Below are 24940 nucleotides of genomic sequence, written 5' to 3'. Positions count from 1 at the left end.
CGTTTCCGCTACTTCGTAGCCCATTCGCGGAAAGCGGCGACGAACTCCTCGGGTGCGTCCGACTCCACGTAAGTTCCCGCGCCCTCAACGATCACGGTCTTGTGATCGACGAATGTCGCTTCGAGACGCTCACGCTCCTGAGCGCGGAAGGCGATGTCGGCGTCACCCCACACGATCAGCGTCGGCAGGTGGGCGATGGCGGCGAGTCCGGCCTCGACTTCGGCGAAGAATGCCCGGCCGGCCAGGACACGGCCGGGCAGCACGGCGCAGGCCTGACGGCGCTCCGGCGTATCCAATGCCTTGCTGTAGTGCGACATTTCGGCCGCTGTCGGCTTGCGCCTCCGGTGGCCGGTGGGAATGAAGGTGTTGACCAGCAGATTGAACCGGCGGACCAGGAAGCGGCTCAGGGGCCCGCCGGCGAGGCGGCCGAAAGCCTCGAAGTGGAGAACTCCGTTGACCGGCCAGGCCCAGGTATTGGCGAGCACCAACCGATCGAAGACGGCAGGCCGACGCTGCACGGCAGCCAGGCCGATCGTGCCACCCCAGTCCTGCCCGACCAGGGTGGCGCCGCCGAGGCCGAGCTGGTCGACGAAGGCGGTGACCACGTCGGCGTGTTCTTCCGGCAGGTAGCCGTAGCCGGGCTTCGCCGTCGACAACCCGAAACCGGGGTAGTCCAGGGCGACGCATCGATAGTCGGCGCGCAGCTCACGGATCACGTCGCGCCAGAGGAACGACCAGGTCGGATTGCCGTGCAGGAACAGCAGTGTGGGGCCGGATCCCTCGTCGACGTAATGCACGGTGTGCCCGTCGATCTCGACGAATCGGCTCTCGAAGGGGAACAGTTCGTCGTCGACCCAGCCGGGCCGCACGCTCTTGGTTGTGTCGGCCACGGTGGTCTCCTCAGAACTCGGCATCAGAGTATGCTTGAGGATCTCACGCGCACTTTATAATATCAAGCGATAGTAGGTGATGATGCGCAGCTACGGTCAGTACTGCGGGCTCGCCCGGGCCGTCGAAGTTGTCGGCGACCGCTGGAATCTGCTCATAGTCCGGGAACTCCTCCTCGCCCCGGCCCGGTACCGCGACCTTTTGGAAGGCCTTCCCGGTATCGCAACGAATCTGCTGGCGGACCGGCTCCGCGACCTCGAGGCGTCGGGTGTGATCGAGCGGCGGTTGACCGGCGAGGGCAGCGTCGTGGAGTACGCCCTCACACCGTGGGGTGCCGAGCTGCGTGAACCGATCGAAGGCCTGATCCGCTGGTCGACGCCACTGATGAGCCGCGGCCCTGCCGAGGGCGACTCGTTCCGTCCCGGGTGGCTCGCGCTCGCGCTCCCCGCCTTGCTCAACGCACGGGTCGAGCTTCGCCGTGCGGTGACGATCGGCCTGGAGATCGAGGCGGAGTTCTTCCAGCTGCGCGGTACCCGATCGGGCTTCGAGGTCGGCCGGCACGACGGCCGCGAACTCGACGCAGGCGTCCGCGCCGATCCCGGATGTCTTCTCGGCCTCGCCGCCGGCGCACTGACGCTGGACGAGGCACGTGCCCTCCGGTTGATCGAGATCGACGGCGACGAGTCCGTCGTCGACGCCGTTTTCGGCGGCTGACGGGCGCATCCCGAGTCGACAGCTACCGCCACCGTTTGCACATTGATTCGATATACGTCAATATCGATGCATGTCGAAGTCGGAGCTGAATCTGATGGCCGATGCCGCGTGCTGCGCGGAACCGGTCGTTCGCGATCCCTTGACCCACACCGAGGCGGCCGAGCTCGCCGCGGTGTTCAAGGCGTTGTCGGATCCGGTGCGGCTTCGGCTGCTGTCGCTGGTCGCGAGTCGCGCCGGTGGTGAGGCGTGCGTGTGCGACATCTCCGACGGTGTCGAGGTGAGCCAGCCGACCATCTCCCATCACCTCAAGGTGCTGCGCGAGGCGGGGCTGCTCACCAGTGAGCGGCGCGCTTCGTGGGTGTACTACCGCGTGGTGCCCGAAGCGTTCGCCCGTATTTCCAGCGCGCTGAGCACCGAGGATGTGCCCGCGTGAGCACGGCGACCACGGCCGAGCAGCCGCCCGTCGTCGGCAAGCTGTCGACCCTCGACCGGTTCCTTCCGCTGTGGATCGGTGCGGCGATGCTGGCCGGAATCCTGTTGGGGCGCATGGTGCCCGGACTCGGCGACACCCTCGGCGCGGTCGAGATCGACGGTGTTTCGCTGCCGATCGCCATCGGTCTGCTGATCATGATGTACCCGGTGCTGGCCAAGGTGCGCTACGACCGGCTCGACACCGTCACCGGCGACCGCAAACTCCTCATCGGCTCCCTGGTGCTGAACTGGGTGCTCGGCCCCGCCCTCATGTTCGCCCTGGCCTGGATCTTCCTGCCCGACTTACCCGAGTACCGCACCGGCCTGATCATCGTCGGCCTGGCTCGCTGCATCGCCATGGTCATCATCTGGAACGACCTGGCCTGCGGTGATCGCGAGGCCGCCGCCGTGCTGGTCGCCCTGAACTCGATGTTCCAGGTGTTCATGTTCGCCGTGCTCGGCTGGTTCTATCTGTCGGTGCTGCCCGGCTGGCTCGGCCTGGAACAGACCACCATCGACACCTCCCCCTGGCAGATCGCGAAATCGGTCCTGATCTTCCTCGGCATCCCCCTGCTGGCCGGGTACCTGAGCAGGCGCATCGGTGAACGGACCAAGGGCCGCGACTGGTACGAGTCGACATTCCTGCCCAAGATCGGGCCGTGGGCCTTGTACGGGCTGCTGTTCACGATCGTGATCCTGTTCGCGCTCCAGGGCAGTCAGATCACCTCCCACCCGTGGGACGTGGCACGTATCGCGCTGCCGCTGCTGGTGTACTTCGCGGTGATGTGGGGTGGCGGTTACGCACTCGGTGCCGTCATGGGCCTGGGCTACGCGCGCACCACCACCCTCGCGTTCACCGCCGCGGGCAACAACTTCGAACTCGCCATCGCCGTGGCGATCGCCACCTACGGCGCCACCTCCGGCGAAGCTCTTGCCGGTGTTGTCGGGCCGTTGATCGAGGTCCCCGTTCTTGTAGCGCTGGTGTACGTCTCGCTGGCGCTGCGCAACCGATTCGCCGGTGCTACGCCGGCTTTCACTTCCGAGGACATCAAATGAGCGGCAAACCGTCGGTACTCTTCGTCTGCGTCCACAACGCCGGACGGTCCCAGATGGCCCAGGGCTTCCTCACCCACCTCGCGGGCGATGCGATCGAGGTCCGTTCCGCGGGCAGTGCCCCCGGCGACACCCTGAATCCCGCCGCCGTCGAAGCCATGGCCGAACTCGGCATCGACATCACCGCCCAGTCCCCCAAAATCCTCACCCCCGAAGCGGTCGAGACGTCCACGGTCGTCATCACGATGGGTTGCGGCGACGCCTGCCCCTACTTTCCCGGCGTCGACTACCGGGATTGGCAGTTGGAGGATCCGGCAGGCAAGGGCGTGGAATCGGTGCGCCCGATCCGCGACGAGATCAAGAAGCGCATCGAGGATTTGATCGCCGAATTGCTGCCGACCCGCCGCTGAACCGGAAGTGTGGTCACCGTCGACATGGTGAAGTATCCGAGTGGAGAAACCTGCAGGTCTCGATGCACACTTCGCACGGCGGGCACGCGCCATCGAGTGGAAGCCGACAGCCCCGGACGGATTGACGGAGCGCGAGTACATAATCCAGTTCGCCGCGCGCCCAGGCATGTACATCGGTTTCACCACGGTTCGTGGCGTGACGTGCTTCCTGAACGGCTACGACTACGCTGCTCGCCGGACCGGAGGTCGAGGTCTGGACGGCTTTCGCGAGTGGCTTCTCGCCAACCACCTTCGTCGCGAGAGTAGCCTCTGCTGGTCGGGTTTGGTTACGCAGATTGCGCTGCCCGCGGGCGACGACGAAACAGATCTCAGTCCTGAGCAGGAACTCCGCATCGTCGAGGTCTTGTTCGAACTGCTCGATCAATTCCTGGCTGAACGTGCAGACGTCGTCTGAATCCGATTTCCGTCCATCAGTCGGCGGAGGCGTGGCAGGGCGCTCTGCCTCCGGTGACGTATCTGTTCGATCGGCTGCACTCTCCGACAGGATGAAATGATGGGACAGGGTATGCGGGTCGGGGTTGTGGGTTTGCGGATGGGGTTGCATCTGGCGGCGTGGTGTCGGCGGCTGGGGATGGAGGTGGTCGCCGCGTGTGATCGGGATGCGGCGCGACGGGGCGAGGCAGCCGAGATGCTGCCTGGGACAACCTTCTTCGAGGAGTGGACCGCGCTTCTCGATCACCCCATGGATGCCGTGATGCTGGCCAACGACTTCGACGAACACGCACCCTTGGCCATCGCGTTCCTCGATCGGGGCATCCACGTCCTGTCGGAATCGGCTGCCTGCGTGGACGAACGGCAGGCGGCGGAGCTGCTCGCGGCCGAGCGGCGGTCGTCGGCGACGTATTCGTTCGCCGAGAACTACGTGTTCCATCCGCATGTGAATCTCATCCGGAAAGCCTTGGCGGATGGGGAAATCGGCCGTCCCACCTTGATCGAGGCCGACTATCTGCACGCGATGTCACCCGCCGACGTGACGGGCCTGATCGGCGATCCCGCCCATTGGCGAGGACGCATCGAACCGACGGCCTACTGCACGCACACGCTCTCGCCGATCCTCTCCCTCACCGGTCAGCTGCCGATCGAGGTGTCGGCGTTCCCGGTCGACACCGCCGATGCGCGAGCGGCGGTCGTCATGATGGTCCGGCTCAGTGGCGGTGGACTGGCGATCAGCAGGCACGGGTTCCTGCAGGGCGAACCCGACAGCCATTGGAGCTGGGTTTCGGTGCGCGGCACCGAAGGGCTGGCGGAATCGGTGCGGGCGCCCGGCGATCGCGCCTGGTCGGTGCGGGTGCGCACCGAAGGATGGGTGGGCGGCGCCACCGTCGACGAAGAACGCGCACCCACACCCAGGTATCTCGCCGACGGCACACCGGTCGAGCCGAAAGCCGAGGGCACGGTCCGCATCCTCGAGGGGTTCCGCGCATGCGTCGAACACGGCGCGAAGCCTTTGGTCCCGGTAGAGCAGGCGATCGCGGCATCGCTGGTCGGCGTCGTGGGCGCGCGGTCCCTGCACGAGGGCTCCCGCCCGATCGAAATGCCGAAACTGTCCGAGTGACCTGCCGCATACCACGGCCGGCCCCGCCGCTCTCGACACCTGACGTAGGTAGCCACGGACAGCCATTCGTCGGTGGCCGGGAGAATGGCGGGATGGCAGGTGGCGTCGAAGCTCAGTTGAGTGCGTTGCTCGGACCGCTGCGGCGGGCGGTGTTGCGGCGGACACGGGCACTGGAGGGACTGCCCGATCTGCCGGAGGCGCAGATCGAACTGCTGAGATTGCTTGTGGCACATGACGGTCTGGCGCCGGGGCGTGCCGCGGACGAGCTCAAGGTGGCGCAGTCGACGGTGAGCAATCTGGTTCGGACGATGGCCGATCTGGTGGATCGGGTGCCGTCGACCGAGGACGGGCGCGGGGCGGTGCTGGTCGCGTCTGCGCGGGCACGGGAACTGCTGGCCAGGTATGACCGGGCCAGTGCGGCCATGCTGCGGGACTCGCTGGCGAAACTGTCACCGGCGGATCGACGGGCGCTGGAATCCGCCGTGCCCGCCCTGCAGCGGCTGCTGTCCGTGCTGGACGAATAGGTCGCGCACTCTTCCCCCTGTGAGGCCGGTCACCTACAGTAGTTTTGTTTCAAAAGCATTTCACTGTGGGAGCGTGCGTTGCGGAGCCCGAACTTCATCCGTCAGTTGCTGGCTGCGGCCATTGTCTTCGCGAGTGCCGGTGCGGCGGTGGTGGTTTCGCCCGCCGCCGCGGCACCCGACGATACGGTGGTCACCGTCTCGGGCGGGCCGATCAGCGGTCGGCACACCAACGGCATCGTCGAATACCTCGGTGTTCCGTTCGCCGCCGCGACCGCGGGCGAAAACCGTTTCGCCCCTCCGCGACCCGCCGTTCCGTGGACAGATGTGCGTGCGGCGGTGGCGCATGGGCCGCAGTGTCCGCAGGCGTCTCCGGCGCCGTTCGGATTGGCGCTACAGGAATCCAGCGAGGACTGCCTGAGCATCGATGTCTATGTGCCGGAGAACTCCGCGGGCGCGAATCTTCCGGTGATGGTCTGGCTTTACGGTGGCGCCTTCGTACTCGGCTCCAACGCTCAGTACGACTCCCCCGACCGATTGGTGCGTGAGGGCAAGGTCATCGTGGCCATCCCCAATTACCGGGTCGGCCCGTTCGGTTTCCTCGCACTGCCGGAACTGGCCGACAGCACCGGCGGCATCACGGGAACGTACGGCACTCTCGATCAGCAGGCAGCGCTGCGCTGGGTACAGGAGAATGCGGCCGCGTTCGGTGGCGACCCCGGCAATGTCACCATCTTCGGCGAATCGGCCGGTGGGATGAGTGTGTGCACGCAGCTCGCTTCGCCGCCGGCACAGGGCCTTTTCCACCGGGCGATCATCCAGAGTGGGTCGTGCGCGCGGAGCCCGCTGTCACCGCCGGACAGGGAACTCGCCTTCCAGCGGTCGGCCGACTACGCGGCAAGCCTCGGGTGCCACGATCCGCACACGCGAACGAACTGCCTGCGCGCGCTTCCGGTCGAGAAGCTGCTGGATTCGCCCAGTGCCGAACTGCATTCGATGGCGATCACCTGGAGCCCCGTACAGGACGGGGTTGTGTTGACCTCCACTCCCGAAGAGGCGCTCGCCGCCGGAGCCGCGCGCGACATACCGCTGGTGGTCGGCAGCAATGCCGACGAGGGCGCCGCTTTCATCGCCCTGCTCGACTACCTGAAGGGCACGATCCCCGATGAATCCGATTACCTGACCTGGGCGCAGGAACTGTTCGGCGACAACGCCGGTCAGGTTCTGCACCGATACCCGTCGGCCGAGTTCCCCTCCCCGGTCAAGGCGAAGGAAAAGGTGCTCACCGACGGATTCTTCGCTTGCCCAGCCTTTTTCACTACCGAGGCCGCACGTGCCGGTGGGGCCGAGGTCTGGCAATACCGCTTCAACGAAGCTCCCCTGGGCCAGAACCCGTTGCTGCCCGGCGCCTTTCACGCGGCCGAACTTCCCTACGTGTTCACCGATCTGCTCGGCGTCCCGATCCCGTTGCCGCCGGCAGGCGACCAGCTCTCCCGCCGCATTCAGCAGAGTTGGGCCCGGTTCGCCCACACCGGCGATCCGGTGACAGCGGACTTCGCCGACTGGCCGACCACCCCCGGCACCACTCTCGAGATGAGCAGCGCCGGGATCAGCATCGGCGATTCTTTTGCAGCCCAGCATCATTGCGACCTGTGGTCGGGTATCAGCCGGATCGGTTAGTCAGAATTTGCCGGTGTGGTGCACGGTCCGGTGGCCGAGCTGAGTGGCGAGCTCGCTGACGAAGGTGTCGTGCAACGGTGGCCAGTGCCAGAATTCGACAGCCAGCGCGCCGAGGGCGAAGTCGTCGGACCAGGTCCAACCGTTGATCGGTACGGATGTCCGACAGGTTCGGCAGGTGACGTCGCCGGCGCCGGTGGTGACCCATTCCTCGATCGCGGACGTAAAGGGTTGCCAGACAGCGGGGTCGGCTTCCCATCGGTTCGGGTAATCGATGATGACGGTGCGGGTGGCGCAGTGGGGGCAGGTGGCGTACTCGGGTTCGGTTTCGCCTTGGCCGCCGTGGTGGGCATGGCGGCCGACGATGACGGCCACCGGGCCGGGCAGCCAATCGGCGCCCCAGTTGTCCGCGATACCCGCCCACTGCGCCCCGGGGACATAGCCCGTCTCGACTTTCGAGCTGTACATCGACTCGCTGGACATCCCTCGCGTCAACAAGCCACGCGCCACCATCCAGTCCACCACCCGCGCACCGAGCGCCTCCGCCTCGGCCGCACCCACCTCGACATCGACGATCCGCTCGAAATAGTCACCCACCCACGCATGGTGCCACGGCTCAGCCACGATGGCGGCGCCCGAAAGCACTCGCAGTTCGCTCGCCCGCTGGCGTGGACCAGGGGCGCGGGCGAGATCGCAGCTCAGCGGGAGTAGTCGCGGAAGGTCATGACGCCGCCGACCATGATGGCTACGACCATGAAGAGGTACACGACGACGCGCAGCCAGGTCGGACCGTAGAACGTCACTGCCATGGTTGCTCCCAGCGCTGCGAGAATCAGCACCACCCCGTAGAAGGGGGTGCGTTGTTCTCTGTCGACCATGGTTCCAGTGTCCGCCGAATACCCGCGCGGTGCCATGGGCAACGATTCTGCCCGAAATCGGGCAGGGAACTTGGCGGAAACGATCGCGGCGGGCAAGATTGCGGCGGTGAACGACGGATCCTCGGCGGAGCTGGTGCGGCATGTGGCCATGTCCACGGGGCTTCCGGAGCGGGTCGCGGCTCGGGTGGTCGCCGATATCGTCGGATATTTCGACGAGACGGCCGAGGAGTTCGTGCGCCGCAGGCACGGGGAGTTGCAGGCCCGGCAGGTGCGTAATGCCGAGATCTGGCGGTTGCTCGCGGGCGAACTCGCGCAGCGGCCGGTGGCGGCTCCCCGGTTCACCGAACGGCAGTTGCGGCGCATCGTCTACGGGTAAAGGAGCCGGCATGTGTGGAATCGTCGGGTACGTCGGGCATCGGCAAGCGGTTCCGGTGCTGCTGGAAGGGTTGCATCGGCTCGAGTACCGGGGCTACGACTCGGCGGGTCTCGCGCTGCCGTACCGGGGCAAACTGCGGGTTCGCAAGACGCAGGGCCGGGTGCAGGAGCTGCGCGACAAGGGCGATACCGCCACGTTGCCCGGCAATGTCGGCATCGCGCACACCCGATGGGCCACCCACGGCGAACCGAGTGACGCCAACGCCCACCCGCACACCGACACCAGCGGCCGAATCGCGGTGGTCCACAACGGCATCGTCGAGAACGCCGAACAGCTGCGGTCCGAGCTCACCGCGCTCGGTGTGGAGCTGGTCTCCGATACCGACACCGAGGCCATCGCGCATCTGATCGCGGCCGAGCTCGACGCCACCGACTCGCTCGAGGCCGCCGTGCGCGCCGCGCTGCACCGCGTGCAGGGCACCTACGGGCTGCTGGTCCTCGACGCGCGCCGGCCCGACGAGCTGGTCGTTGCCCGCAACGGCAGCCCGATCGTGCTCGGTGTCGGCGACGGCGAGATGTTCATCGCCTCCGATGTCGCCGCCCTGGTGCACCACACCCAGCGGGTGGTGTTCCTCGACGACGGCGAGATCGCCACCCTGCGCGCCGACGGATTCCGCACGAGCACCCTCGGCGCCGAACCCGAGCAGACCGACAAGGTGCCGACCACCATCGACATGGCCGCCGAGGACTACGCGCTCGGCGGCTACCCCGACTTCATGCGCAAGGAGATCGCCGAGCAGAGCGAGGCCGTGCGCCGGGCCCTGCGCGGACGCCTCGACGACCGCTTCGCCACCGCGCGCCTGGGCGGCCTGAACATGGATGCCCGCGAACTGCGCGGCATCAGCAAGGTGGTGTTCCTCGGCTGCGGGTCGGCGTACTACGCAGGTCAGCTCGGTGCGCAACTGGTGGAGGAGCTCGCCCGCATCCCCGCCACGGCGGAACCGGCCTCGGAGTTCCGCTACCGCAATCCGGTCGTCGATCCCGACGCGCTGTACGTGGCGATCAGCCAATCCGGGGAAACCCTCGACACCCTGGCCGCGGTGCAGGAATTGCAGCGCAAGGGTGGCCGGGTGATCGGTGCGGTGAACGCGGTGGGCAGCGCGATCGCCCGCCAGTGCGGTGCCGGTGTGTTCCTGCACGCGGGCCCCGAGATCTCGGTCGCCTCGACCAAGGCGCTCACGAACATGACCGTGTCGTTCACCATGCTGGCTTTGCTGCTCGGGCGGGTGCGTGATCTCTCCGCCGCCGACGGGCAGCGCATCGTCGACGGTCTTCGCGCCGTGCCCGACGCCATCGACCAGCTGATCGGTGACGAAGCGGCCATCGCCGAGATCGCCCAGCGCTACGCCAAGGCACGCAGCATGTTCTTCATCGGCCGGGTGCGTGCCTGGCCGGTGGCCCGCGAGGGCGCGCAGAAGCTGAAGGAAGTCAGCTATGTGCACGCCGAGGCGTATCAGGCCTCCGAACTCAAGCACGGTCCGCTCGCGCTGATCGACCCGGAGATGCCGAGCGTGGTGATCGTCCCCGACGACGAACTGCTGGCCAAGAACATCAACACGATCGAGCAGATCAAGGCCCGCGGTGGCCCGGTCATCGCCGTCACCAACGCGGACCTGCCCGACAGCATCGCCGACGACGTGATCCGGGTGCCGAAGGTCGCCCCGGAACTCGACCCGATGTTGCTCACCATCCCACTGCAACTGCTGGCCTACCACTGCGCCCTCGCCCTCGGCCGCGACGTGGACAAGCCGCGCAACCTGGCCAAGAGCGTCACCGTCGAATAGGTCAGCGGCTCAGGTCGCGGAACCGCCGCACCGCGAGCGGGAAGAACACCGCGATCAACGCCACCGGCCACGCCACCGCCAGCAGTTCCGCATGGTCGGCAGCCCAGGAGTCGCCCGCGGCGACCGGGTTGCCGAACAGGCCACGCACGGCGGTGGCCGTGGCCGACATCGGGTTCCATTCGATGACCGCGCCCAGCCAGGACGGCATCGACTCGGGCGAGGCGATGGCGTTGGACAGGAAACTCAGCGGCCAGATCAGCAGCTGCACGGTCTGCACCAGCTCAGGTTTGCCCGCGACCATCGCCAGATAGATCCCGATCCACAGCATCGCCAAACGCAACAGCAGCAACAGCGCGACGCCGGCCAGGAACGCGGCGGGTCCGTCGTGCCAGCGCCAGCCGATGGCGTATCCGGCCGCGATCATCACGGCCAGGCCGAGCACCGACGACAGCATGTCGGCGACGCTGCGCCCGACCAGCACCGCCGCCGAGTTCATCGGCATCGAACGGAAGCGGTCGATCACGCCCTTGCCGAGGTCCTGGGTCACCGCGACCATAGTGGCGTCGAGGCCGAAAACCATTGTCATGGTGAGCATTCCGGGGACCAGGTAGTCGGTGAAGTCGCCGTCGATGCCGCGCCCGCCGCCGATCAGGTAGCCGAACATCAGCAGCATCATCACCGGGAACACCAGGCCGACGCCGACCTGGACGGGTTGGCGCGCCCAGTGCGCGAGTTCGCGCCGGGTCATGGTCCAGGAGTCGGTCAGCGCCGCGCTCAGTGTCGAAGCCGGGTGGGTGTGAGTCACGCTCATGCCGCGTTCTCCTTGGTCAGGTGCAGGAACACTTCGTCGAGGGTGGGGCGGCGGATCGCGATGTCTTCGGCGTCGATGCCGTTGTCGCTCAATGCCCGGACGGTTTCGGTGAGGGCGACGATCCGGTCGCCGACGGTGGCGCTGACCATCCGGCGGTCCTCATCGATCACCGGATCGCCGGGGATGAGCGCGGCCGCGCGGGTCAGGTGGGCCGGGTCGCGCAGCACCACGTCGATGCGGTCGCCGCCGGTGTCGGCCTTCAGTTCGTCGGCCGTGCCGTCGGCGATGACCCTGCCGTGGTCGATCACCGAGATGTGGTCGGCCAGCTGATCGGCTTCCTCGAGGTACTGGGTGGTGAGCAGGACGGTGGTGCCACCGTCGACCAGGGAGCGCACCGAGTTCCACACCTCGGTGCGCCCGCGCGGGTCGAGGCCGGTCGTCGGCTCGTCCAGGAACAGCACCCGCGGCGCGGAGATGAGCGAGGCGGCCAGGTCGAGCCGGCGTCGCATGCCGCCGCTGTACTGCTTGACGGCCTTCTTGCCGGTGTCGGCCAGCCCGAAACGGGCCAGCAATTCCTCCGCGCGTGCGCTCGCACCGCGTGCACCCAACCGATAGAGCCTGCCGAACATCTCGAGGTTCTGGCGGCCGCTGAGTTCCTCGTCGACGGCGGCGTGCTGGCCGAGCAACCCGATGCGGGCGCGGACCTCGTCGGCCCGGGTGCGCACATCGAGACCGGCCACCTCCACCCGGCCCTCGTCGGGACGAAGCAGCGTGGCGAGGATGCGCACGGCGGTGGTCTTGCCCGCGCCGTTCGGGCCGAGTACGGCGTGCACGGTTCCGGTGCGCACAGCCAGGTCGAGTCCGTCGAGTGCCTGTTTCGCGCCGTATTTCTTGCGCAGGCCCTCGACGACTATCTCGTGGTCGCTCACTTCACCCTCCCATTAATCAAACTTGACTAGGTCGGCCAACGTACGCGCGTGTGCTCGATTAGTCAAACTTGATTACCGACACGAGTAGTCAAACTTGATCCGCTGCTACCTTTGGTTGCCATCACGCGGAAGGGAGACGGCCATGTCAGCGATCCGGCTGCTGGTTCTCGGCGCGGTCCGTCAACACGGGCGCGCACACGGTTACCAGGTGCGCAACGACCTGGAGTTCTGGGGCGCCCACGAATGGTCCAACGCCAAACCCGGGTCGATCTACCACGCGCTCAAGCAGTCGGCCAAGCAGGGACTCCTGCTCGCCCACGAAGTCGCGCCGAGCACCGTCGGCGGACCTCCGCGCGTCGAGTACGAGCTGACCGAGGCGGGCACCGAGGAGTACTTCACCCTGCTGCGCGAGGCCCTCACCTCCTACGACCAGAAGATGGACATGCTCTCGGCGGGCATCGGGTTCATGGTCGACCTCCCCCGCGACGAGGTGGTGACCCTGCTCGAACAGCGCATCGACAAGCTCGAGCAGTGGCGCACCTCGGTCACCGAGTACTACACCCCGGAGCAGGGACCGGGGCAGCTCGGGCACATCGGCGAGATCATGCACATGTGGGTCGACTCGGCCGACAGCGAAGCGAGGTGGACGCGCGGCCTCATCCAGCGCATCGCCGACGGCGCGTACGTGTTCGCCGGTGAGGGCGAGCCCTTCGTGGGCGTTCTCGCCGACGACGAGCCCAACCCGTTCAGTACCGGCCCCCACCCCTCGGACGCACGCTAGCGGTTGTCACACTCTCCGGCGGTGCGTCGTCTCCCCTGTGCCGACCATTCGCGCACACAGGAGAGACGCCATGCCTTTGGATATCAGCAACCCCGCCGACCTGCACGATCCCACCGGGTTCGGCTACAGCCATGTCGCGAAGGTGAGCGGTGAGCTCGTGCTGATCGCGGGTCAGTACGACTCGGACGCACAGGGACACACCACCACCGACGACTTCGCCGGACAGGTCGAGCGGGCCTTCGCCAACCTCGGAACCGCGCTCCGCTCAGCGGGACTCGACTACGGCGACGTCGCTCAGCTGCGGACGTTCATCGTCGAGCACGACCTCGACAAGCTGACCGTGCTCGGCAAGCAGATCGCGCAGATCTGGGGTGAGCGACCGCCCACCCAGACGCTGCTCGGCGTCGCCGCTCTCGCCCTGCCGGGAATGTTGTTCGAGGTGGACGCGCTCGCGGTGCGCGGCTGAGGGTCAGCAGGCGTCGACCGGAACGGTCCAGCTGGTCCGGTCGACGACGCGCAGGGAATGGTCGAGTTCGAAGACCTGGACGAGGGTTTCGGCGAGACCGAGATCGTCGTCGGCCAAGCCGTACAGAGACAGCAGGAAACACGGCTGCCCCGCGACCGGCTCGACCACGACGGGACAGCCCGAGAGCAGCATGAGGACGGTGGCCAGGTCCTCGGCCTGGTCACCGCAGCCGCAACCGGCCGCGGCCGCCTCGACCAGGTCGCCCGGACACCGGACGGCATCGTCGAGGGTGATGCCCTCCCAGTGATTTCGTGGACCGAACACGGCGCGATCGCTGTGGCTGATCCAGTGCTGGCGGGCGCGAGCGAGAAGCTGAGCGAGCCGCGTCCCGCACCGGTCCCGGTCGAGAACCTCGACGAACAACCGGCACCGATGGCATTCGACGACGCCGACCCGCCCTACCGCCGTCATGGCGCACCCCGCACGGCGACGCCGCTCATCCCCAGTCGGGGACGCAGGCCCTGGGACACCGGGGTTCGCACCGTCGTGGTGTCGGGTGCCGGGCGCGGTGCGCGACGACGCCATGCCGTGACCAGCAGCAAGAGCCCGGTGACCAGGCACACCGCCACCGCCGCGATCGCCACCACCAGTGAGGCCGTGACGGCGGTGCCGACCCGCGGCCCACCCGCCCGATACACCAGTACAGCCGCGATGACCGGCCCCGCCATTCCGCCACCCGCGGCGAGCAACACCATCGCCCCGGTGACCAGTTCCGTCACCCGCAACGGCCGCCGCGCACGCACCCGAACCGCGCGACGGCTTCCTTTCAGCGAACCCTTCCCTGCCCCGACCACCATTGCGAAACCCCATTTCGTCCTGAGCATCAGCGCATTCGAACAGGGAGTTGCACGATATAACGCCGAGTAACTTCCGGACGAAAATGAAATAGAACAGATGCCGAGTTCGTTCCCAGCAACCGGTCAGCGACGGGCCGGTGCCGACGAGGAGCGCGCGCTCACGCACGCCGTCACCGCCGACAACGCGGCGCCCGCCGACGCCCCTCCCGCTACGCTCGGGGAATGCCAGGACCCCAGGTGCCGCCGCCGCGCAACGGTGCGGGACTGCTCTCGTTGGTACTCGGCATCTTCGCGTGCGGATTCTCCGTGATCCCGTTCGCGAGTGAGTTTCTCGCGGTGCCCGCCGCTGTGATCGCGGTCGGCGCGGCGTTCGTCGGCTGGGACCGGATCGAACGCGGGATCGCGACCAATCGCGCCGACACCATCGCCGGCGGCATCCTGGGCGCGCTCGCGCTCGGCGTGGCCACGCTGGTCTACCTCGCGACACACAGTTAATCCCGTTCGGCCACACCATCTTCCGGCGGCAAGCGGTCCGCACCCCAACTGCGCCGGATGTATCCGGTGACCCGATCCAGTTCCGCGCGGTCCACGGCCGCCGATTCGCCGGGCTCGAGCGGGTCGAAATGGAAGATGTAGAGCCGTGAGGCGAACTGCTCGAAGGGCAGTGACGCTTCACCGAAGCGTTCGCCGTGCCCGGCGGTGCCGACGACTACTCCGTCGCCCCAGTCCTGGCCGCTGTCGTTGTTGGGGTTGTAGAAGTAGACGCGCATCTTGCCCTGCGGGTCGAGGCTCACGCGCAGGATGGTGATGGCGTGCCAGCCGACGAAGCGGGCGGCGCTGTCGGTGACCGCGATACCGGCGGGCTGCGGGTGGATCACCGGCTGGTTGCCGTTGTAGAAGGGGTGGTAGCCGGCGTAGAAGTGGCGCTGGAAATCGTCGAGGTCGACGAGGTTGCCGGTGGCGACATCGACATTGATGCGGAAACCGCGTCCGGACCACCATCCGTGGAATTCGGGATTGATCCAGCGGTGCGGGTCGCCCTCACGGCCCGCGCACCGGCGGCCCATTTCGGCGTAGATGCGGTCCAGATGGGGCACGACCAGTAGCGATACCGGGTCGAGGTCGTGGTGCAGCAGGGCGTTCACCTGGTCGCCGTGCTCGCGTGAGGACAGCGGCTGACCTTCGAAGTGCATGACGATCTCGTCGTCGCGCGCGGCCCACGCCACCGATTGCAGCAGGTAGTCGGGGTCGTTGTAGGCCCACATCGACAGGGCCCGCGCCGACTGGCAGGTGGGGTTGTCGCCCTGACCGATGCCGAGCGGCTGACCGAGCACCGACAGCACGCCCGCGAGCAATCGCGCGCGCGGGTCGGGCACCGTGCCGAACACCTGCGTCAACCGCTGCTGCGAATGCGGTGACAGGCGCAGCGACAGTTGCCGCCACAGCGCGGGCGCCACCGGCGGCTGATAGAGGATGCCGCGTTCGAGCAGCAACGCCAAACCGTAGACACACTGCGCTGTTTCGACGAACACGGCTTGCTCGATCAGGGTGCGGACGAGTTCGTGGTAGCAGAGCAGGCTGTCGCGGCCGGTGCTCGACAGGCCCATCGCCTCGCCGAGCAGGTATTCGCCCTTGCCGAGCAGGAAGCGAAGCAGCACAGCGTGATACGGCGATACCAGGCCGGTGTCGTGCATGGAACGCGCGAAACCTGTTGCCTCGTACTGCAGGGCGCTGTCGTCCATGGATTCGAGGCGGGTGCGGTAGATCTCGACACCGGGATCCTCCCGACACCCTTCGGTGGTGCCGTAGAGGCTGCTGATGAGCCTGTCCGCGCCGAGTCCGCTTGCGCCGAGATCGACATCGGGATTGGCTCTGGCCACCGCGATCTGGGTGATCATCCGCTTCACCGCGTCCACCTGGATGGGCCGCTGTCGCAGAATCCGCCAGATCTCGTCCACGAGATTCTCGAGCACCTTCTCGTACCCGACCTCGGCCACCAGGTAGTGCAGCAGCTCGCGCGACACCTGCGCCATCCGCCCCTGCTGCTCCCGCTCGGCCTCGGTGGGCGGCGAGAACAGCAGCGACAGATTCACCGCGAGCACCTGCGACAGGTGTTCACCGGCCGCCGCGGCCGAGATCAGCGGATGCTCGTAATCACCCTTGGCCACGGCGAGCAATCGCAGATCGCTCACCGCCTCCACCACAACGGTGTCGGCATTGGCACTGCGCAGCGAACCGGTGCTCAGCGCCGGAATGAGAATCTGCGGCTGCGCCCAATCGGTGCCGAGGAACAGGCCTGCCGCCTCGAGGCGCTGCGCTCGCTCGCGCACCGCCGCACACCCGCCCGGCACCAGCAGTACCCGGCGCAGCGCGTCGAGCACTCTGGGCAGTTTCACCTGTTTGCCGAATTCGCCGGTGTCGTGCAGGGCCCCGGTGGCGTGGTCGAGGGTGGCGAGACGCTTGTCCAGCGTCGCCTGGTCACTTGGACTCAATCGCCGATCCGATCAGATGTAGAAGTCGAGCTCTTCTTGTCGCTTCAGCAGATCCCGCAGAGTGTACGGGTCGTCACCGAAGAAATAGAGCAGGCCCCAATGGTTGCCGAAAGCTGTTCGCTTGGTGACTTTCTCGGCCAGCGGCTCGGTGAGCTCGTGGGACTCGAAATAGTCGTGGTCCTCGGTTTCCGGTGGAATCGACAGCTGGCTGACCACCCGCCGGCGCGGGTACACCCCGAAGCATCCGGCGTGCCCGGTGGCGTCGACGACTTCCTTCGGGAAGAAGGCGTCGATCTCCTCGTCGGTGGTCTTCGGGTCGAAGGCCAGCACCAGCGCGTGGTAGGCGTTGAAACCGTAGGTGCGTTCGAGTAGTTCGAACACCTTGAAACCCGGTGGGCGATAGGCGACCTCGCCGAAATACATCTCGCCGTCGCTGGTGACGAAGTACTCGGGATGGATGAAGCCGAATTCGATGTCGAACGTCTTGATGAGCTTTTCGACCTGACGGGTGATCTCCGGCCGGTATTTCTCCAGCTCCGGAGTGGCCGGGACGAACACCGAATAGCCGAGGGTGACGTATTCGGAGATGTTGAGAAAGCAGATGCGGCCCTTGTGTACCCAGGCCTCCACCGCGAACTCCCAGCCGTCGAGATGCGATTCCATCAGCATCGGGAACTCGTCGTCGGGGATGGTGTCGATCTCGTCGGGCGTGCGGATCACGCGGTGACCGAGGCAGCCCGCCTTGTCGAAGGCCTTGAGGTGGATCGGGTCGTTGGGGTCACCGTCGAGCTTGAGCAGGGTCTGATTGACCCGCTTGAGGAAACGGGCCACGTCGTCGCGGTCGTGCGCCTCCTCGAAGATGCCGACCCGGATGCCGCCGAGCTGGGCGCGCCGCTTCATCAGTGACTTGTCGCGCAGCAACATGGCTTGGCCGAGCAGGCGAGGGTTGTCGAGCAACACCGAATTGATCGCGCCCGCCCATTCGACGGTCTCCTCGAAGATCGGGATGGCGACGTCGACGCCCAGATCCTTCAGCGTTTCCGCGATCTCCATCGAACGATCGTTGAGACGTTCGAAATCCCATGGAATATAGGGAATGTTGTGTTCTGTGCAATAATCTTGCGCCCATGCGGGGGCTACCACGATGTAGCGCCGATCGAAACGATCGACAGCCGCTACGGCGTTCAAACTCCAGCCCAAAAGGGCGATATAGCCTTTGTTCGGATTTCGACTCTGGGATTCGTCAGCGGAAATCGACAAACCTTATCCCTTCTCGATCGACAGCCGACAGGGCTGCCACAAGAGAATTACCCAGATCGAGCGAAGGGAATCATGACGAAGCTGTGACCGGCCGCCCCGGGAGGACGGCCGGTCACCCGAAAGCCCCCTAGCCCAGGCGGGTTTCGATCGCTTCGATGATGCGCGGGCGCAGGTCGGCGACGCTGACGATCGCGTCGACCGAACCGACCTCCACCGCGCGCTGGATGTTGTGCACGCGGTCGAATTCGGCGGCCACGTCGCCCAGCTTCTCCGCGCGCACCGACGACCGCAGTTCGTCGAGTTCGGCGGCCAGGGTCGCCCGGTCGGTGCCCGAGGCGTTGGCCACGCGCGCCTCCAGTTCGCCGATGCGGGGATCGGCGGCGGTGCGGGCGTTGACCTCACCGGCGAACACCACGGCGGCGGCGGGCGCGCCACCGAGCACCGAGGCGAACGAACCTTCCAGGGCGAGCACGGTCATGTTCGGGTTCAGTGCCTTCGAGAAGACGACGAACGCACCGCCGTGGTAGCGCGAGATCACGCAGAACACGATGGGGCCGTCGAAATTGACGATCGCACGGCCGATTTCGGCACCGTACTCGAGCTGCAGCTTGCGCATCGACTCCGGCGAACCGTCGAAGCCCGACAGGTTCGCCAGCACGACAAGCGGACGGTTCCCGCTGGCCGCGTTGATCGCACGTGCGGCCTTCTTCGACGAGCGCGGGAACAGGGTGCCCGCGGTGTAGGTGTCGGGACCGTCGGTGGGCACCAGGCCGCGACGCGGCACATTGCGCGACTCGATACCCAGCAGGCACACCGGGATTCCGCCGAGGTGCGCGTCCTGCACCACGGCGGTCTCGGCGTCGGCCATGCCCGCCCAGCGTTCCAGCACCGGGTGGTCCTGGTCGGCCAGCGCGCGCATCACCGTGCGAATGTCGAAGGGCTTCTTGCGATCCGGGTTCGCGGCCGCCGAGAAGATCTCGCCGACGGTGGCGAAGGTGCTGTCGGCCAGGGTGTGCGGGAAGCTGGAGATGTCCCGGTCGACGGGGTCGGTGCTGGTGGCCCGGCGCGGTGCGGACTCACCGGGGACGACGTAGGTGTGCTCGTAGTGCGACATCAGCACATCGCGCGCCGCGCCGAGGTTCGGCGCCCAGTACTGCGCCTGACCGTTGGGGCCCATCACCCGGTCGTAACCGCCGATGCCGAAGTTGTCCTCGGCCGACACACCACCGGAGAAGTCCAGCGACTGCTTGCCGGTGAGCACCATCGCCGAATCCGGTGTCATCACCAGCACGCCCTTGGTGTGCATGAGCATGGTGGCCTCGGCGTTCCAGTACGGCTGGGCGCCGACGTTGATGCCCGCGACGACGATGTTGATCTCGCCGCCGTCCTGGGTGAATTCGACGATCCGCTTGAGCGCGGCCGCGACCCAGTCCATGTTCTCGGTGCCCGAGCTCATCGAAATACGAGCACCCGAGGACAGGGCGTACCACTCTAGCGGCAAACGCATCTGCTCGGCGAGATCCAGTGCCGCGATCACCCGGCGGCACTCCGGCTCCGACAGGGCGCCGAGGGACTTGGTCGGGTCACCGAGCAGCAGCACGCGGGTGACGCCCTCGGGATGACGCGGGGTCGGGGTGGTGACCACACCGGCCACGAGCGCCGCCTTGTTGTGGCCCTTCGGCCGGTCGACGGGGACGAGCGCGTGGTTCTCGTCGAGGTCGTACTCGGTGAATTCGCCGAGCAGCCCGGTCAATTCGTAGGGGTAGACCGTGTTGCGGGCCGCCGCGCGCAGCACCTTCTGGCGGTACTCGTCGAGCGGTTCGACGGCTTCGTCGGTCCGCTCGCCGACCGTCACCTCGGTGCCGCCGGTGGCGTCGAAGGAGATCCGGACAACGATCTTGTTCAGCTCGCCGGTCTGCGGATCGCGCTGGCGGGCGATGAGCAGGATCTCCTCGAGACCCACACCCGCCGCGGACGGCAGCACGTGACCACCGATGGTCTCCAGTTCCGCCCGGGTGACATCCATCGGCGGCCAGATGTACATCACGATGCGGTTGGTGTTGAGCCGCTTGGCCGACGGGCGCCGCGACTGGGCCCGGCGGATCGAGTCGACACAGGTGGCGATGGCGCTCTCGGCCGTCGGCAGCGCGACCAGCCTGCCGTCCTGCTCACGCAGCGCAGCCAGGTCACGCACCTGGGCGAAGGCGATCAGGCGATCGTCGGAGGGGTTCTCCTTGGCCACGGCACGGAACAGGTACACCTCTTCGTCCGAGGACGACAGGCGGGTGAGGTCGAACTTGCGCAACCGCTCCATCTGCATGCGCTGCGCGATGTAGGGGTGCAGACCACGGATCAGCCGCTCCTCGGCCATGCCGGTGACCGAGGGACGGAAAGTGAAGTGGTGGTGCATGACCGAGCCGCCGCTGCCCGCGACGGTGGCGGTGATGCGGTGCACCTGGTTCGGCTGCGGGTGCGCGCCGAGCACTTCCTGCAGGGCCACGGCCATGGCGTCGAAGTCCTCGGGCTGGTCCTCCCAGCTGAGGTAGATGTCGGCGTCGATGGACACCGCGCCGCGGGCCAGCTCGGCCAGCCCGTCCAGGGCGGTACCGAGCGCGGCGAAGCTCACCGCGGTCGAGACGAGGCTCGACCCGGCGCGTTCGGCGACGACGAAGGTGGTCGAACCGACCTGCTCGGTGCGGACCCCGGTGATGCCCTTGTTGCCGTAGTAACGGCGGGTGAGCACCTCGAGCATGGCGGTGTGGTCGCCCTTGCCGCGCTGCAGCCGCTGGCCGAGCAAGCGGACGAGCGGTTCGGTGCTGCGCACCATCTCCGCGATCCGCTCGGTGCGGTCGGAGGCCTGCGGGTTGGCGTCGAGGTAGCTCAGGTGCCTGCGGACATTGGTGTAGACGCGGGCGCGGTTGCGACGCAGCAGCGGCTGGCCGTACCAGGCGTACACCAGGCCGCGGGCGAGGTCGGCGACCACGGGGAAACGGACCTGGGTGGCGGCGACGAGCCGTTCGAGGGCAAGACCCACCGGCTCGCGCAGCACCTGATCGGGCATGGGCTCGGTGAGCCATTCGCGCAGCAGCGTGGTGATCACCGCGCCGGTCTCGGCGGGCCGCTGCTGGGCCAGGAAGATCCGGAAGACGGCGGCCTCGAGATCGGGCGTGCGGTCCAGTTCGGTGATGCCGTAGTGGCCGAGCGCGGCCGACAGCTTGGCCTGGTAGGACTCGGGCAGCCCGGCCCGCTCTACGTCGAGGCTCTGCAGGTAGGTGTGGAAGTACTCGCGGGCGCTGTGCACGTGGCTGTGGGCGCCGTCGTCCTCGGCGGGCCGGTTGTGGCTCAGTTCGGCGAGGTCGGCGAAGACCTGCACCAGTTCGAGTTCCTCGCCGAGCGGGCGGATGTTGTCGGCGACGGTTTCCTTGCGTGCGACGACGTAGTCGTCGAGTACGCGACTGTTGTCGTGCGGGTCGACGTCGAAACCGAGCAGCAGGCTGCGCAGGTCCTGTAGGCCACGCGACATCCGCTCGTGAGGGCTCCGCGGGGTCGGCTCGGCGGGCAGGTCGAGGACGACCGTGCCGGTGGCGGCGGTGTCCTCGGCGTCGTCGTCGGCCAGCGGTTCCAGGCGCAGCAGCGGCGCGCCCGTCTCCACCTGGGTGCCCACCGAGACCGCGCATTCCTTGAGGCGGGCGCGGAACGGCGCGCGCAGCACGGTTTCCATCTTCATCGACTCGAGCACGAGCACCGGCGCACCGGCCTCGACCTCGGCGCCGACTTCGAGGGGGGTGCCGACGACCAGCGCGGGCGCGGGCGAACGGACCACGCCGCCCTCGTCGCGGCTGATGCGGTGGGTGATGCCGTCGACATCGACCACGTGGGTGGGGCCGTGGATGCCGGTGATCAGGCGGTACCGGGTGCCGTTGACGACGATCTGGCCGGTGTGGCGATCGAAACGATCGAGATCGACATCGGCGGTGCGCAGGTCGGCACCGGCCTCGATGCCGACGCGGAAGCGGTGCGCGCCGATGCGGGCCACGCGCACGCGGTAGCTCGCGCCGCGCAGTTTCAGGTCGAGCGGGCGACCGCTCTGATGCTGCACCTGCGGACGGCCACCCGACGCGGTGGACAGCAGCCGGTGCTGTTCGGCGCGTTCGTCTTCCTCGTAGGCGTCGATCGCGGCGACGGCGAGGGCGACGGTGGAGTGGCGGTGGGTGACCAGGCGGCCCTCGCCGCGCACGCGGTCGATCCAGCCGGTGTCGGCGCTGGCGTCGATCACCTCGGGCTGGTCGAGCAGATCGAGCACGAAGCTCTTGTTGGTGGCACCGCCCTCGATGACGACGCGGGTCTCGGCCATGGCCCGGCGCAACCGGCCGAGCGCCTCGTCGCGGTCGCGGCCGTAGGCGATGATCTTGGCGATCATCGAGTCGAAGTCGGCGGGAATGGTGTCGCCTTCGCTCACGCCGGTGTCGACGCGGATGCCGGGGCCCGCGGGCAGGTCGAGGCGGACGATGCGGCCCGGGGCGGGCGCGAAGTCGCGATCCGGGTCCTCGGCGTTGAGGCGGGCCTCGATGGCGTGGCCGCGCTCGGCGGGCGCGGTGCCCTCGAGTTTGATGCCCGAGGCGACGCGGATCTGGGCGTGCACGAGGTCGAAACCGGTCGTGATCTCGGTGATCGGGTGCTCGACCTGCAGGCGGGTGTTCACCTCGAGGAACGCGAACAGCTGATCGCCGGGGTGGTAGAGGAATTCGACGGTGGCCGCGCCGCAGTAACCGACCGCGATCGCGAGCCGCTCGGCCGAGGCCTTCAGATCGGCGGTCTGCTCGGCGCTCAGCACCGGCGAGGCCGACTCCTCGATGACCTTCTGGTTGCGTCGCTGCACGGAGCAGTCGCGCACGCCCAGCGCCCACGCGCTGCCCTGACCGTCGGCGATCACCTGGACCTCGACGTGGCGGGCACCGGTGACCAGGCGCTCGAGGAACACCACACCGCTGCCGAAGGCGCGGGCGGCTTCCTGCTTGGTGCGCTCGTAGGCGTCGACGAGTTCGGCTTCGTTGGTGATGACGCGGATACCGCGCCCACCACCACCGGCCGTGGCCTTCAGCATCAGCGGATAGCCGATGCGGCCCGCGGCCTCGATGGCGTCGTCGATGGTGTCGACCGGGCCGCGGCTCCACGGCGCCACCGGGACACCGACTTCCTCGGCGATCAACTTGGCGCCGATCTTGTCGCCCAGCTTGCGCATGGCGTCGGCGCTCGGGCCGATGAAGGTGACACCGATGTGCTCGCACAGCTCGGCGAAGGCGGGGTCCTCGGCGACGAAGCCCCAGCCGACCCAGGCGGCGTCGGCCTTGGTGGCGACCAGTGCCTTCTCGAGCGCCTTGAGGTCGAGGTACGGGCGGGCCGCGGCGGGCCCGAGGTCGTAGGCGATGTCGGCCTCGCGCACGAAGGTCGCGGTGCGGTCGACGTCGGTGTGCAGGGCTACCGTTTCGATCGGTAGTCCTGTCGCCGCCGCCAGATCACGCACGGCATGGATGAGGCGCATGGCGGCCTCTCCCCTATTCACGATGGCGATACGGCTGAACACTCGCCGACTCCTTCCACAATTCTCCAAGGACCTGGCCCGGACGGGTGAGGTTGCGAAACTCGCGATTGCTGGCAGTCTGCCCTCTTCTGCCACGTATGTGTACCGCGAGGCAGGGTTACCCGCACGTATCGTTGTCCGAAGCGGCAGTACGCGTCTGGCGATACAGTCGTATATCGCCGCGTGACAGAGATGATTACGGATGGCGAGCCGATTTCGTTCGAGCCCGAACGCACGTCAGCGCCGCGCACCCGGACCGGGCGGCGGCGCTGACGGGAACTGCCGGGTGGAGAACTAAGCCATGGCGAACGCGGTCTCGTCGTACTCGATGACGTCGTCCACGAGGCGGCGAGGAGTGGATTCCAGGGGTGCGGCGGCGTGGGGCATGACGCCGAGGCGGACCATCACATGCGGGAAGGCGCATTCCTGGAGGACCGTGGTGCGGATCTGGTCGCGCAGGTCGAGCATGCCGAGGGGTTCGGACTGCAGACTCGTGGCGAGACCGAGCCGGGTGGCTTCGAGCAGGATGGCGCTCGTCGCCTCGCCCGCGCGCAGCTGGGAGAGCCGGGTGTCGCGCGGGGTACACACCACCAGCCAGTGCGCGGCGTCGGGTTCGTCGGTGTACTCCGACAGCCGCGCGTCGGCGAAGACCCGCACCGGTAGTTCGTCGGGGCGGCGAGCGGCGGGGGCGTTGTGGGCGGGCACACCTGTGAGCTCACCGTGGCAACCGCTCCATTCGCTCAGTTCCGCGAGGTAGTCACCGTCGACGGCGTGGCGGGCGGCGGCCGAGCGCATGGGTTCGGCCAGCCCGGGCAGCAGCATGTCGGGGACGTGGCGGGCCGCGGCGCCGAACCGTGAGGCGCAGCGCGACACCGTACGCAGGTCGCGCGCCGGGATGGGCAGGTCGGGGAAGCGGCGCCGATCCGAGCGGCGCACATGGATGGCGGCGGCCAACCGGATGTCGTGGTCGCTCGGCGAGCGCGGGGTCAGTTCGACCCGCGCGAGATGATCGGGCCGCGCGGGATCGGGCAGCCGCTCGACGACCGCGTGCCAGCCGAGCATCGCGAACGCGACGGTCAGATGGTGCAGCGCGGCACCGCAGCTCACCGTCAGCGCACGGGCGCGCGGATCGGTCGCGGTGACCTGTCGGCCGAAATCGGCGAACAGGTCGACGCGGCCGTGCCCGATGCGCCACCGCCACGGTTGGGTGTTGTGCACCGACGGTGCTCGCACGGCCAACTCCACCGCGTCACGGCACGTCTGTGTACTTGGTCTCTTGCGAAGCAATGTCCGCCCCCGACTTCCTCTTGGCGAATA

The 24940-nt window shown here is 67.6% G+C and carries 24 protein-coding genes; 13 read left to right on the top strand and 11 right to left on the bottom strand.

Annotation, left to right across the window (positions count from 1 at the left end; translation table 11 throughout):
* Nucleotides 1–8: 8 nt before the first annotated feature.
* Complete coding sequence (locus AB0I19_RS16785; RefSeq protein ID WP_357149573.1) at nucleotides 9–890, bottom strand: alpha/beta fold hydrolase; 882 nt, start codon at nucleotides 888–890, stop codon at nucleotides 9–11.
* An 82-nt stretch (nucleotides 891–972) separates the two neighbouring features.
* On the opposite strand from AB0I19_RS16785, the gene AB0I19_RS16780 reads away from it, so the two are divergent.
* The 8 genes from AB0I19_RS16780 to AB0I19_RS16745 all read left to right on the top strand — a co-directional run bounded on the left by AB0I19_RS16780 (nucleotide 973) and on the right by AB0I19_RS16745 (nucleotide 7352).
* Nucleotides 973–1602 carry a helix-turn-helix domain-containing protein gene (locus AB0I19_RS16780; RefSeq protein WP_357149570.1) on the top strand — a complete coding sequence of 210 codons (630 nt, stop codon included), beginning with the start codon at nucleotides 973–975 and terminating at the stop codon, nucleotides 1600–1602.
* Between the two features lie 70 nt (nucleotides 1603–1672).
* Nucleotides 1673–2035 (top strand): metalloregulator ArsR/SmtB family transcription factor, encoded by a 363-nt coding sequence (locus AB0I19_RS16775; RefSeq protein WP_067642571.1) that lies wholly within the window; start codon nucleotides 1673–1675, stop codon nucleotides 2033–2035.
* Nucleotides 2032–3129, top strand: coding sequence for an ACR3 family arsenite efflux transporter (gene arsB / locus AB0I19_RS16770; protein WP_357149566.1), 1098 nt, complete (start codon nucleotides 2032–2034; stop codon nucleotides 3127–3129). Before AB0I19_RS16775 ends, arsB begins: the two co-directional genes overlap by 4 nt.
* Nucleotides 3126–3536, top strand: coding sequence for an arsenate reductase ArsC (locus AB0I19_RS16765; protein WP_357149563.1), 411 nt, complete (start codon nucleotides 3126–3128; stop codon nucleotides 3534–3536). The genes arsB and AB0I19_RS16765 overlap by 4 nt, the downstream gene beginning before the upstream one ends.
* 40 nt (nucleotides 3537–3576) lie before the next feature.
* On the top strand, nucleotides 3577–3990 hold the full coding sequence (locus AB0I19_RS16760) for a hypothetical protein (RefSeq protein ID WP_357149560.1): 414 nt from the start codon (nucleotides 3577–3579) through the stop codon (nucleotides 3988–3990).
* 96 nt (nucleotides 3991–4086) lie between these two features.
* On the top strand, nucleotides 4087–5151 hold the full coding sequence (locus AB0I19_RS16755) for a Gfo/Idh/MocA family oxidoreductase (protein WP_357149557.1): 1065 nt from the start codon (nucleotides 4087–4089) through the stop codon (nucleotides 5149–5151).
* Nucleotides 5152–5243: 92 nt separating this feature from the next.
* Nucleotides 5244–5675 (top strand): MarR family transcriptional regulator, encoded by a 432-nt coding sequence (locus tag AB0I19_RS16750; protein ID WP_357149554.1) that lies wholly within the window; start codon nucleotides 5244–5246, stop codon nucleotides 5673–5675.
* Between the two features lie 78 nt (nucleotides 5676–5753).
* A complete protein-coding gene (locus AB0I19_RS16745) occupies nucleotides 5754–7352 on the top strand; it encodes a carboxylesterase family protein (protein ID WP_357149552.1) in 1599 nt (532 codons plus the stop codon).
* On the opposite strand, the gene AB0I19_RS16740 is transcribed toward AB0I19_RS16745, so the two are convergent.
* The gene (locus AB0I19_RS16740; protein ID WP_357149549.1) at nucleotides 7353–7946 is read right to left on the bottom strand and encodes a hypothetical protein; all 594 of its coding nucleotides are present in this window, start codon (nucleotides 7944–7946) and stop codon (nucleotides 7353–7355) included.
* 101 nt (nucleotides 7947–8047) lie between these two features.
* Entirely contained in the window at nucleotides 8048–8227 is a 180-nt protein-coding gene (locus tag AB0I19_RS16735) for a hypothetical protein (RefSeq protein WP_067497001.1), read from the bottom strand.
* Between AB0I19_RS16735 and AB0I19_RS16730 the strand changes: the two genes are divergently transcribed.
* Together AB0I19_RS16730 and glmS are read left to right on the top strand one after the other, a co-directional pair.
* Nucleotides 8226–8603 carry a hypothetical protein gene (locus AB0I19_RS16730; RefSeq protein ID WP_245655485.1) on the top strand — a complete coding sequence of 126 codons (378 nt, stop codon included), beginning with the start codon at nucleotides 8226–8228 and terminating at the stop codon, nucleotides 8601–8603. The two genes, AB0I19_RS16735 and AB0I19_RS16730, sit on opposite strands and share 2 nt — an antisense overlap.
* 10 nt (nucleotides 8604–8613) lie before the next feature.
* The gene (gene glmS / locus AB0I19_RS16725) at nucleotides 8614–10446 is read left to right on the top strand and encodes a glutamine--fructose-6-phosphate transaminase (isomerizing) (RefSeq protein WP_357149544.1); all 1833 of its coding nucleotides are present in this window, start codon (nucleotides 8614–8616) and stop codon (nucleotides 10444–10446) included.
* Between the two features lies 1 nt (nucleotide 10447).
* On the opposite strand, the gene AB0I19_RS16720 is transcribed toward glmS, so the two are convergent.
* Together AB0I19_RS16720 and AB0I19_RS16715 are read right to left on the bottom strand one after the other, a co-directional pair.
* A complete protein-coding gene (locus AB0I19_RS16720; protein ID WP_357149542.1) occupies nucleotides 10448–11257 on the bottom strand; it encodes an ABC transporter permease in 810 nt (269 codons plus the stop codon).
* Nucleotides 11254–12186 carry an ATP-binding cassette domain-containing protein gene (locus AB0I19_RS16715; protein WP_357149539.1) on the bottom strand — a complete coding sequence of 311 codons (933 nt, stop codon included), beginning with the start codon at nucleotides 12184–12186 and terminating at the stop codon, nucleotides 11254–11256. The genes AB0I19_RS16720 and AB0I19_RS16715 overlap by 4 nt, the downstream gene beginning before the upstream one ends.
* A 142-nt stretch (nucleotides 12187–12328) precedes the next feature.
* On the opposite strand from AB0I19_RS16715, the gene AB0I19_RS16710 reads away from it, so the two are divergent.
* The gene (locus AB0I19_RS16710; RefSeq protein WP_357149536.1) at nucleotides 12329–12967 is read left to right on the top strand and encodes a PadR family transcriptional regulator; all 639 of its coding nucleotides are present in this window, start codon (nucleotides 12329–12331) and stop codon (nucleotides 12965–12967) included.
* Between the two features lie 70 nt (nucleotides 12968–13037).
* Nucleotides 13038–13433, top strand: coding sequence for a Rid family hydrolase (locus AB0I19_RS16705; RefSeq protein WP_356987064.1), 396 nt, complete (start codon nucleotides 13038–13040; stop codon nucleotides 13431–13433).
* A gap of 3 nt (nucleotides 13434–13436) precedes the next feature.
* Here the strand turns inward: AB0I19_RS16705 and AB0I19_RS16700 are convergent, their stop codons facing one another.
* Both AB0I19_RS16700 and AB0I19_RS16695 read right to left on the bottom strand, forming a co-directional pair.
* A complete protein-coding gene (locus tag AB0I19_RS16700) occupies nucleotides 13437–13904 on the bottom strand; it encodes a hypothetical protein (RefSeq protein WP_357149533.1) in 468 nt (155 codons plus the stop codon).
* A complete protein-coding gene (locus AB0I19_RS16695; protein ID WP_357149531.1) occupies nucleotides 13901–14317 on the bottom strand; it encodes a hypothetical protein in 417 nt (138 codons plus the stop codon). The genes AB0I19_RS16700 and AB0I19_RS16695 overlap by 4 nt, the downstream gene beginning before the upstream one ends.
* Before the next feature lie 195 nt (nucleotides 14318–14512).
* Here AB0I19_RS16695 and AB0I19_RS16690 point away from each other — a divergent pair, with 195 nt between their 5' ends.
* Complete coding sequence (locus tag AB0I19_RS16690; protein ID WP_181697801.1) at nucleotides 14513–14785, top strand: hypothetical protein; 273 nt, start codon at nucleotides 14513–14515, stop codon at nucleotides 14783–14785.
* Here AB0I19_RS16690 and AB0I19_RS16685 read toward each other — a convergent pair.
* From AB0I19_RS16685 to AB0I19_RS16670, 4 genes are all read right to left on the bottom strand, one after another.
* Nucleotides 14782–16782: a hypothetical protein gene (locus AB0I19_RS16685; protein ID WP_357149528.1), complete on the bottom strand. Its 2001-nt coding sequence runs from the start codon at nucleotides 16780–16782 to the stop codon at nucleotides 14782–14784. The two genes, AB0I19_RS16690 and AB0I19_RS16685, sit on opposite strands and share 4 nt — an antisense overlap.
* 12 nt (nucleotides 16783–16794) lie before the next feature.
* Nucleotides 16795–17835 (bottom strand): carboxylate--amine ligase, encoded by a 1041-nt coding sequence (locus AB0I19_RS16680; RefSeq protein ID WP_225280910.1) that lies wholly within the window; start codon nucleotides 17833–17835, stop codon nucleotides 16795–16797.
* Nucleotides 17836–18169: 334 nt separating this feature from the next.
* The gene (locus AB0I19_RS16675) at nucleotides 18170–23626 is read right to left on the bottom strand and encodes a carboxyl transferase domain-containing protein (RefSeq protein ID WP_357149526.1); all 5457 of its coding nucleotides are present in this window, start codon (nucleotides 23624–23626) and stop codon (nucleotides 18170–18172) included.
* A gap of 291 nt (nucleotides 23627–23917) precedes the next feature.
* Nucleotides 23918–24856: a hypothetical protein gene (locus AB0I19_RS16670; protein ID WP_357149523.1), complete on the bottom strand. Its 939-nt coding sequence runs from the start codon at nucleotides 24854–24856 to the stop codon at nucleotides 23918–23920.
* Nucleotides 24857–24940 lie beyond the last annotated feature (84 nt).

This window comes from Nocardia sp. NPDC050413 (assembly GCF_040655475.1).
Taxonomy (GTDB): domain Bacteria; phylum Actinomycetota; class Actinomycetes; order Mycobacteriales; family Mycobacteriaceae; genus Nocardia; species Nocardia coubleae.
The sequence above is the reverse complement of the archived record's forward strand: the minus strand, read 5'-3'. Positions and strand labels throughout refer to the sequence as shown.

What these genes read in the sequence shown, in the direction of transcription:
- AB0I19_RS16780 (WP_357149570.1), top strand. Translation starts at nt 973, where the DNA reads ATGCGCAGCTACGGTCAGTACTGCGGGCTCGCCCGGGCCGTCGAAGTT.
- AB0I19_RS16775 (WP_067642571.1), top strand. Translation starts at nt 1,673, where the DNA reads ATGTCGAAGTCGGAGCTGAATCTGATGGCCGATGCCGCGTGCTGCGCG.
- AB0I19_RS16765 (WP_357149563.1), top strand. Translation starts at nt 3,126, where the DNA reads ATGAGCGGCAAACCGTCGGTACTCTTCGTCTGCGTCCACAACGCCGGA.
- AB0I19_RS16755 (WP_357149557.1), top strand. Translation starts at nt 4,087, where the DNA reads ATGATGGGACAGGGTATGCGGGTCGGGGTTGTGGGTTTGCGGATGGGG.
- AB0I19_RS16750 (WP_357149554.1), top strand. Translation starts at nt 5,244, where the DNA reads ATGGCAGGTGGCGTCGAAGCTCAGTTGAGTGCGTTGCTCGGACCGCTG.
- AB0I19_RS16730 (WP_245655485.1), top strand. Translation starts at nt 8,226, where the DNA reads ATGGTTCCAGTGTCCGCCGAATACCCGCGCGGTGCCATGGGCAACGAT.
- AB0I19_RS16735 (WP_067497001.1), bottom strand. Translation starts at nt 8,227, where the DNA reads ATGGTCGACAGAGAACAACGCACCCCCTTCTACGGGGTGGTGCTGATT.
- glmS (WP_357149544.1), top strand. Translation starts at nt 8,614, where the DNA reads ATGTGTGGAATCGTCGGGTACGTCGGGCATCGGCAAGCGGTTCCGGTG.
- AB0I19_RS16720 (WP_357149542.1), bottom strand. Translation starts at nt 11,257, where the DNA reads ATGAGCGTGACTCACACCCACCCGGCTTCGACACTGAGCGCGGCGCTG.
- AB0I19_RS16710 (WP_357149536.1), top strand. Translation starts at nt 12,329, where the DNA reads ATGTCAGCGATCCGGCTGCTGGTTCTCGGCGCGGTCCGTCAACACGGG.
- AB0I19_RS16705 (WP_356987064.1), top strand. Translation starts at nt 13,038, where the DNA reads ATGCCTTTGGATATCAGCAACCCCGCCGACCTGCACGATCCCACCGGG.
- AB0I19_RS16700 (WP_357149533.1), bottom strand. Translation starts at nt 13,904, where the DNA reads ATGACGGCGGTAGGGCGGGTCGGCGTCGTCGAATGCCATCGGTGCCGG.
- AB0I19_RS16695 (WP_357149531.1), bottom strand. Translation starts at nt 14,317, where the DNA reads ATGCTCAGGACGAAATGGGGTTTCGCAATGGTGGTCGGGGCAGGGAAG.
- AB0I19_RS16690 (WP_181697801.1), top strand. Translation starts at nt 14,513, where the DNA reads ATGCCAGGACCCCAGGTGCCGCCGCCGCGCAACGGTGCGGGACTGCTC.
- AB0I19_RS16680 (WP_225280910.1), bottom strand. Translation starts at nt 17,835, where the DNA reads ATGGAGATCGCGGAAACGCTGAAGGATCTGGGCGTCGACGTCGCCATC.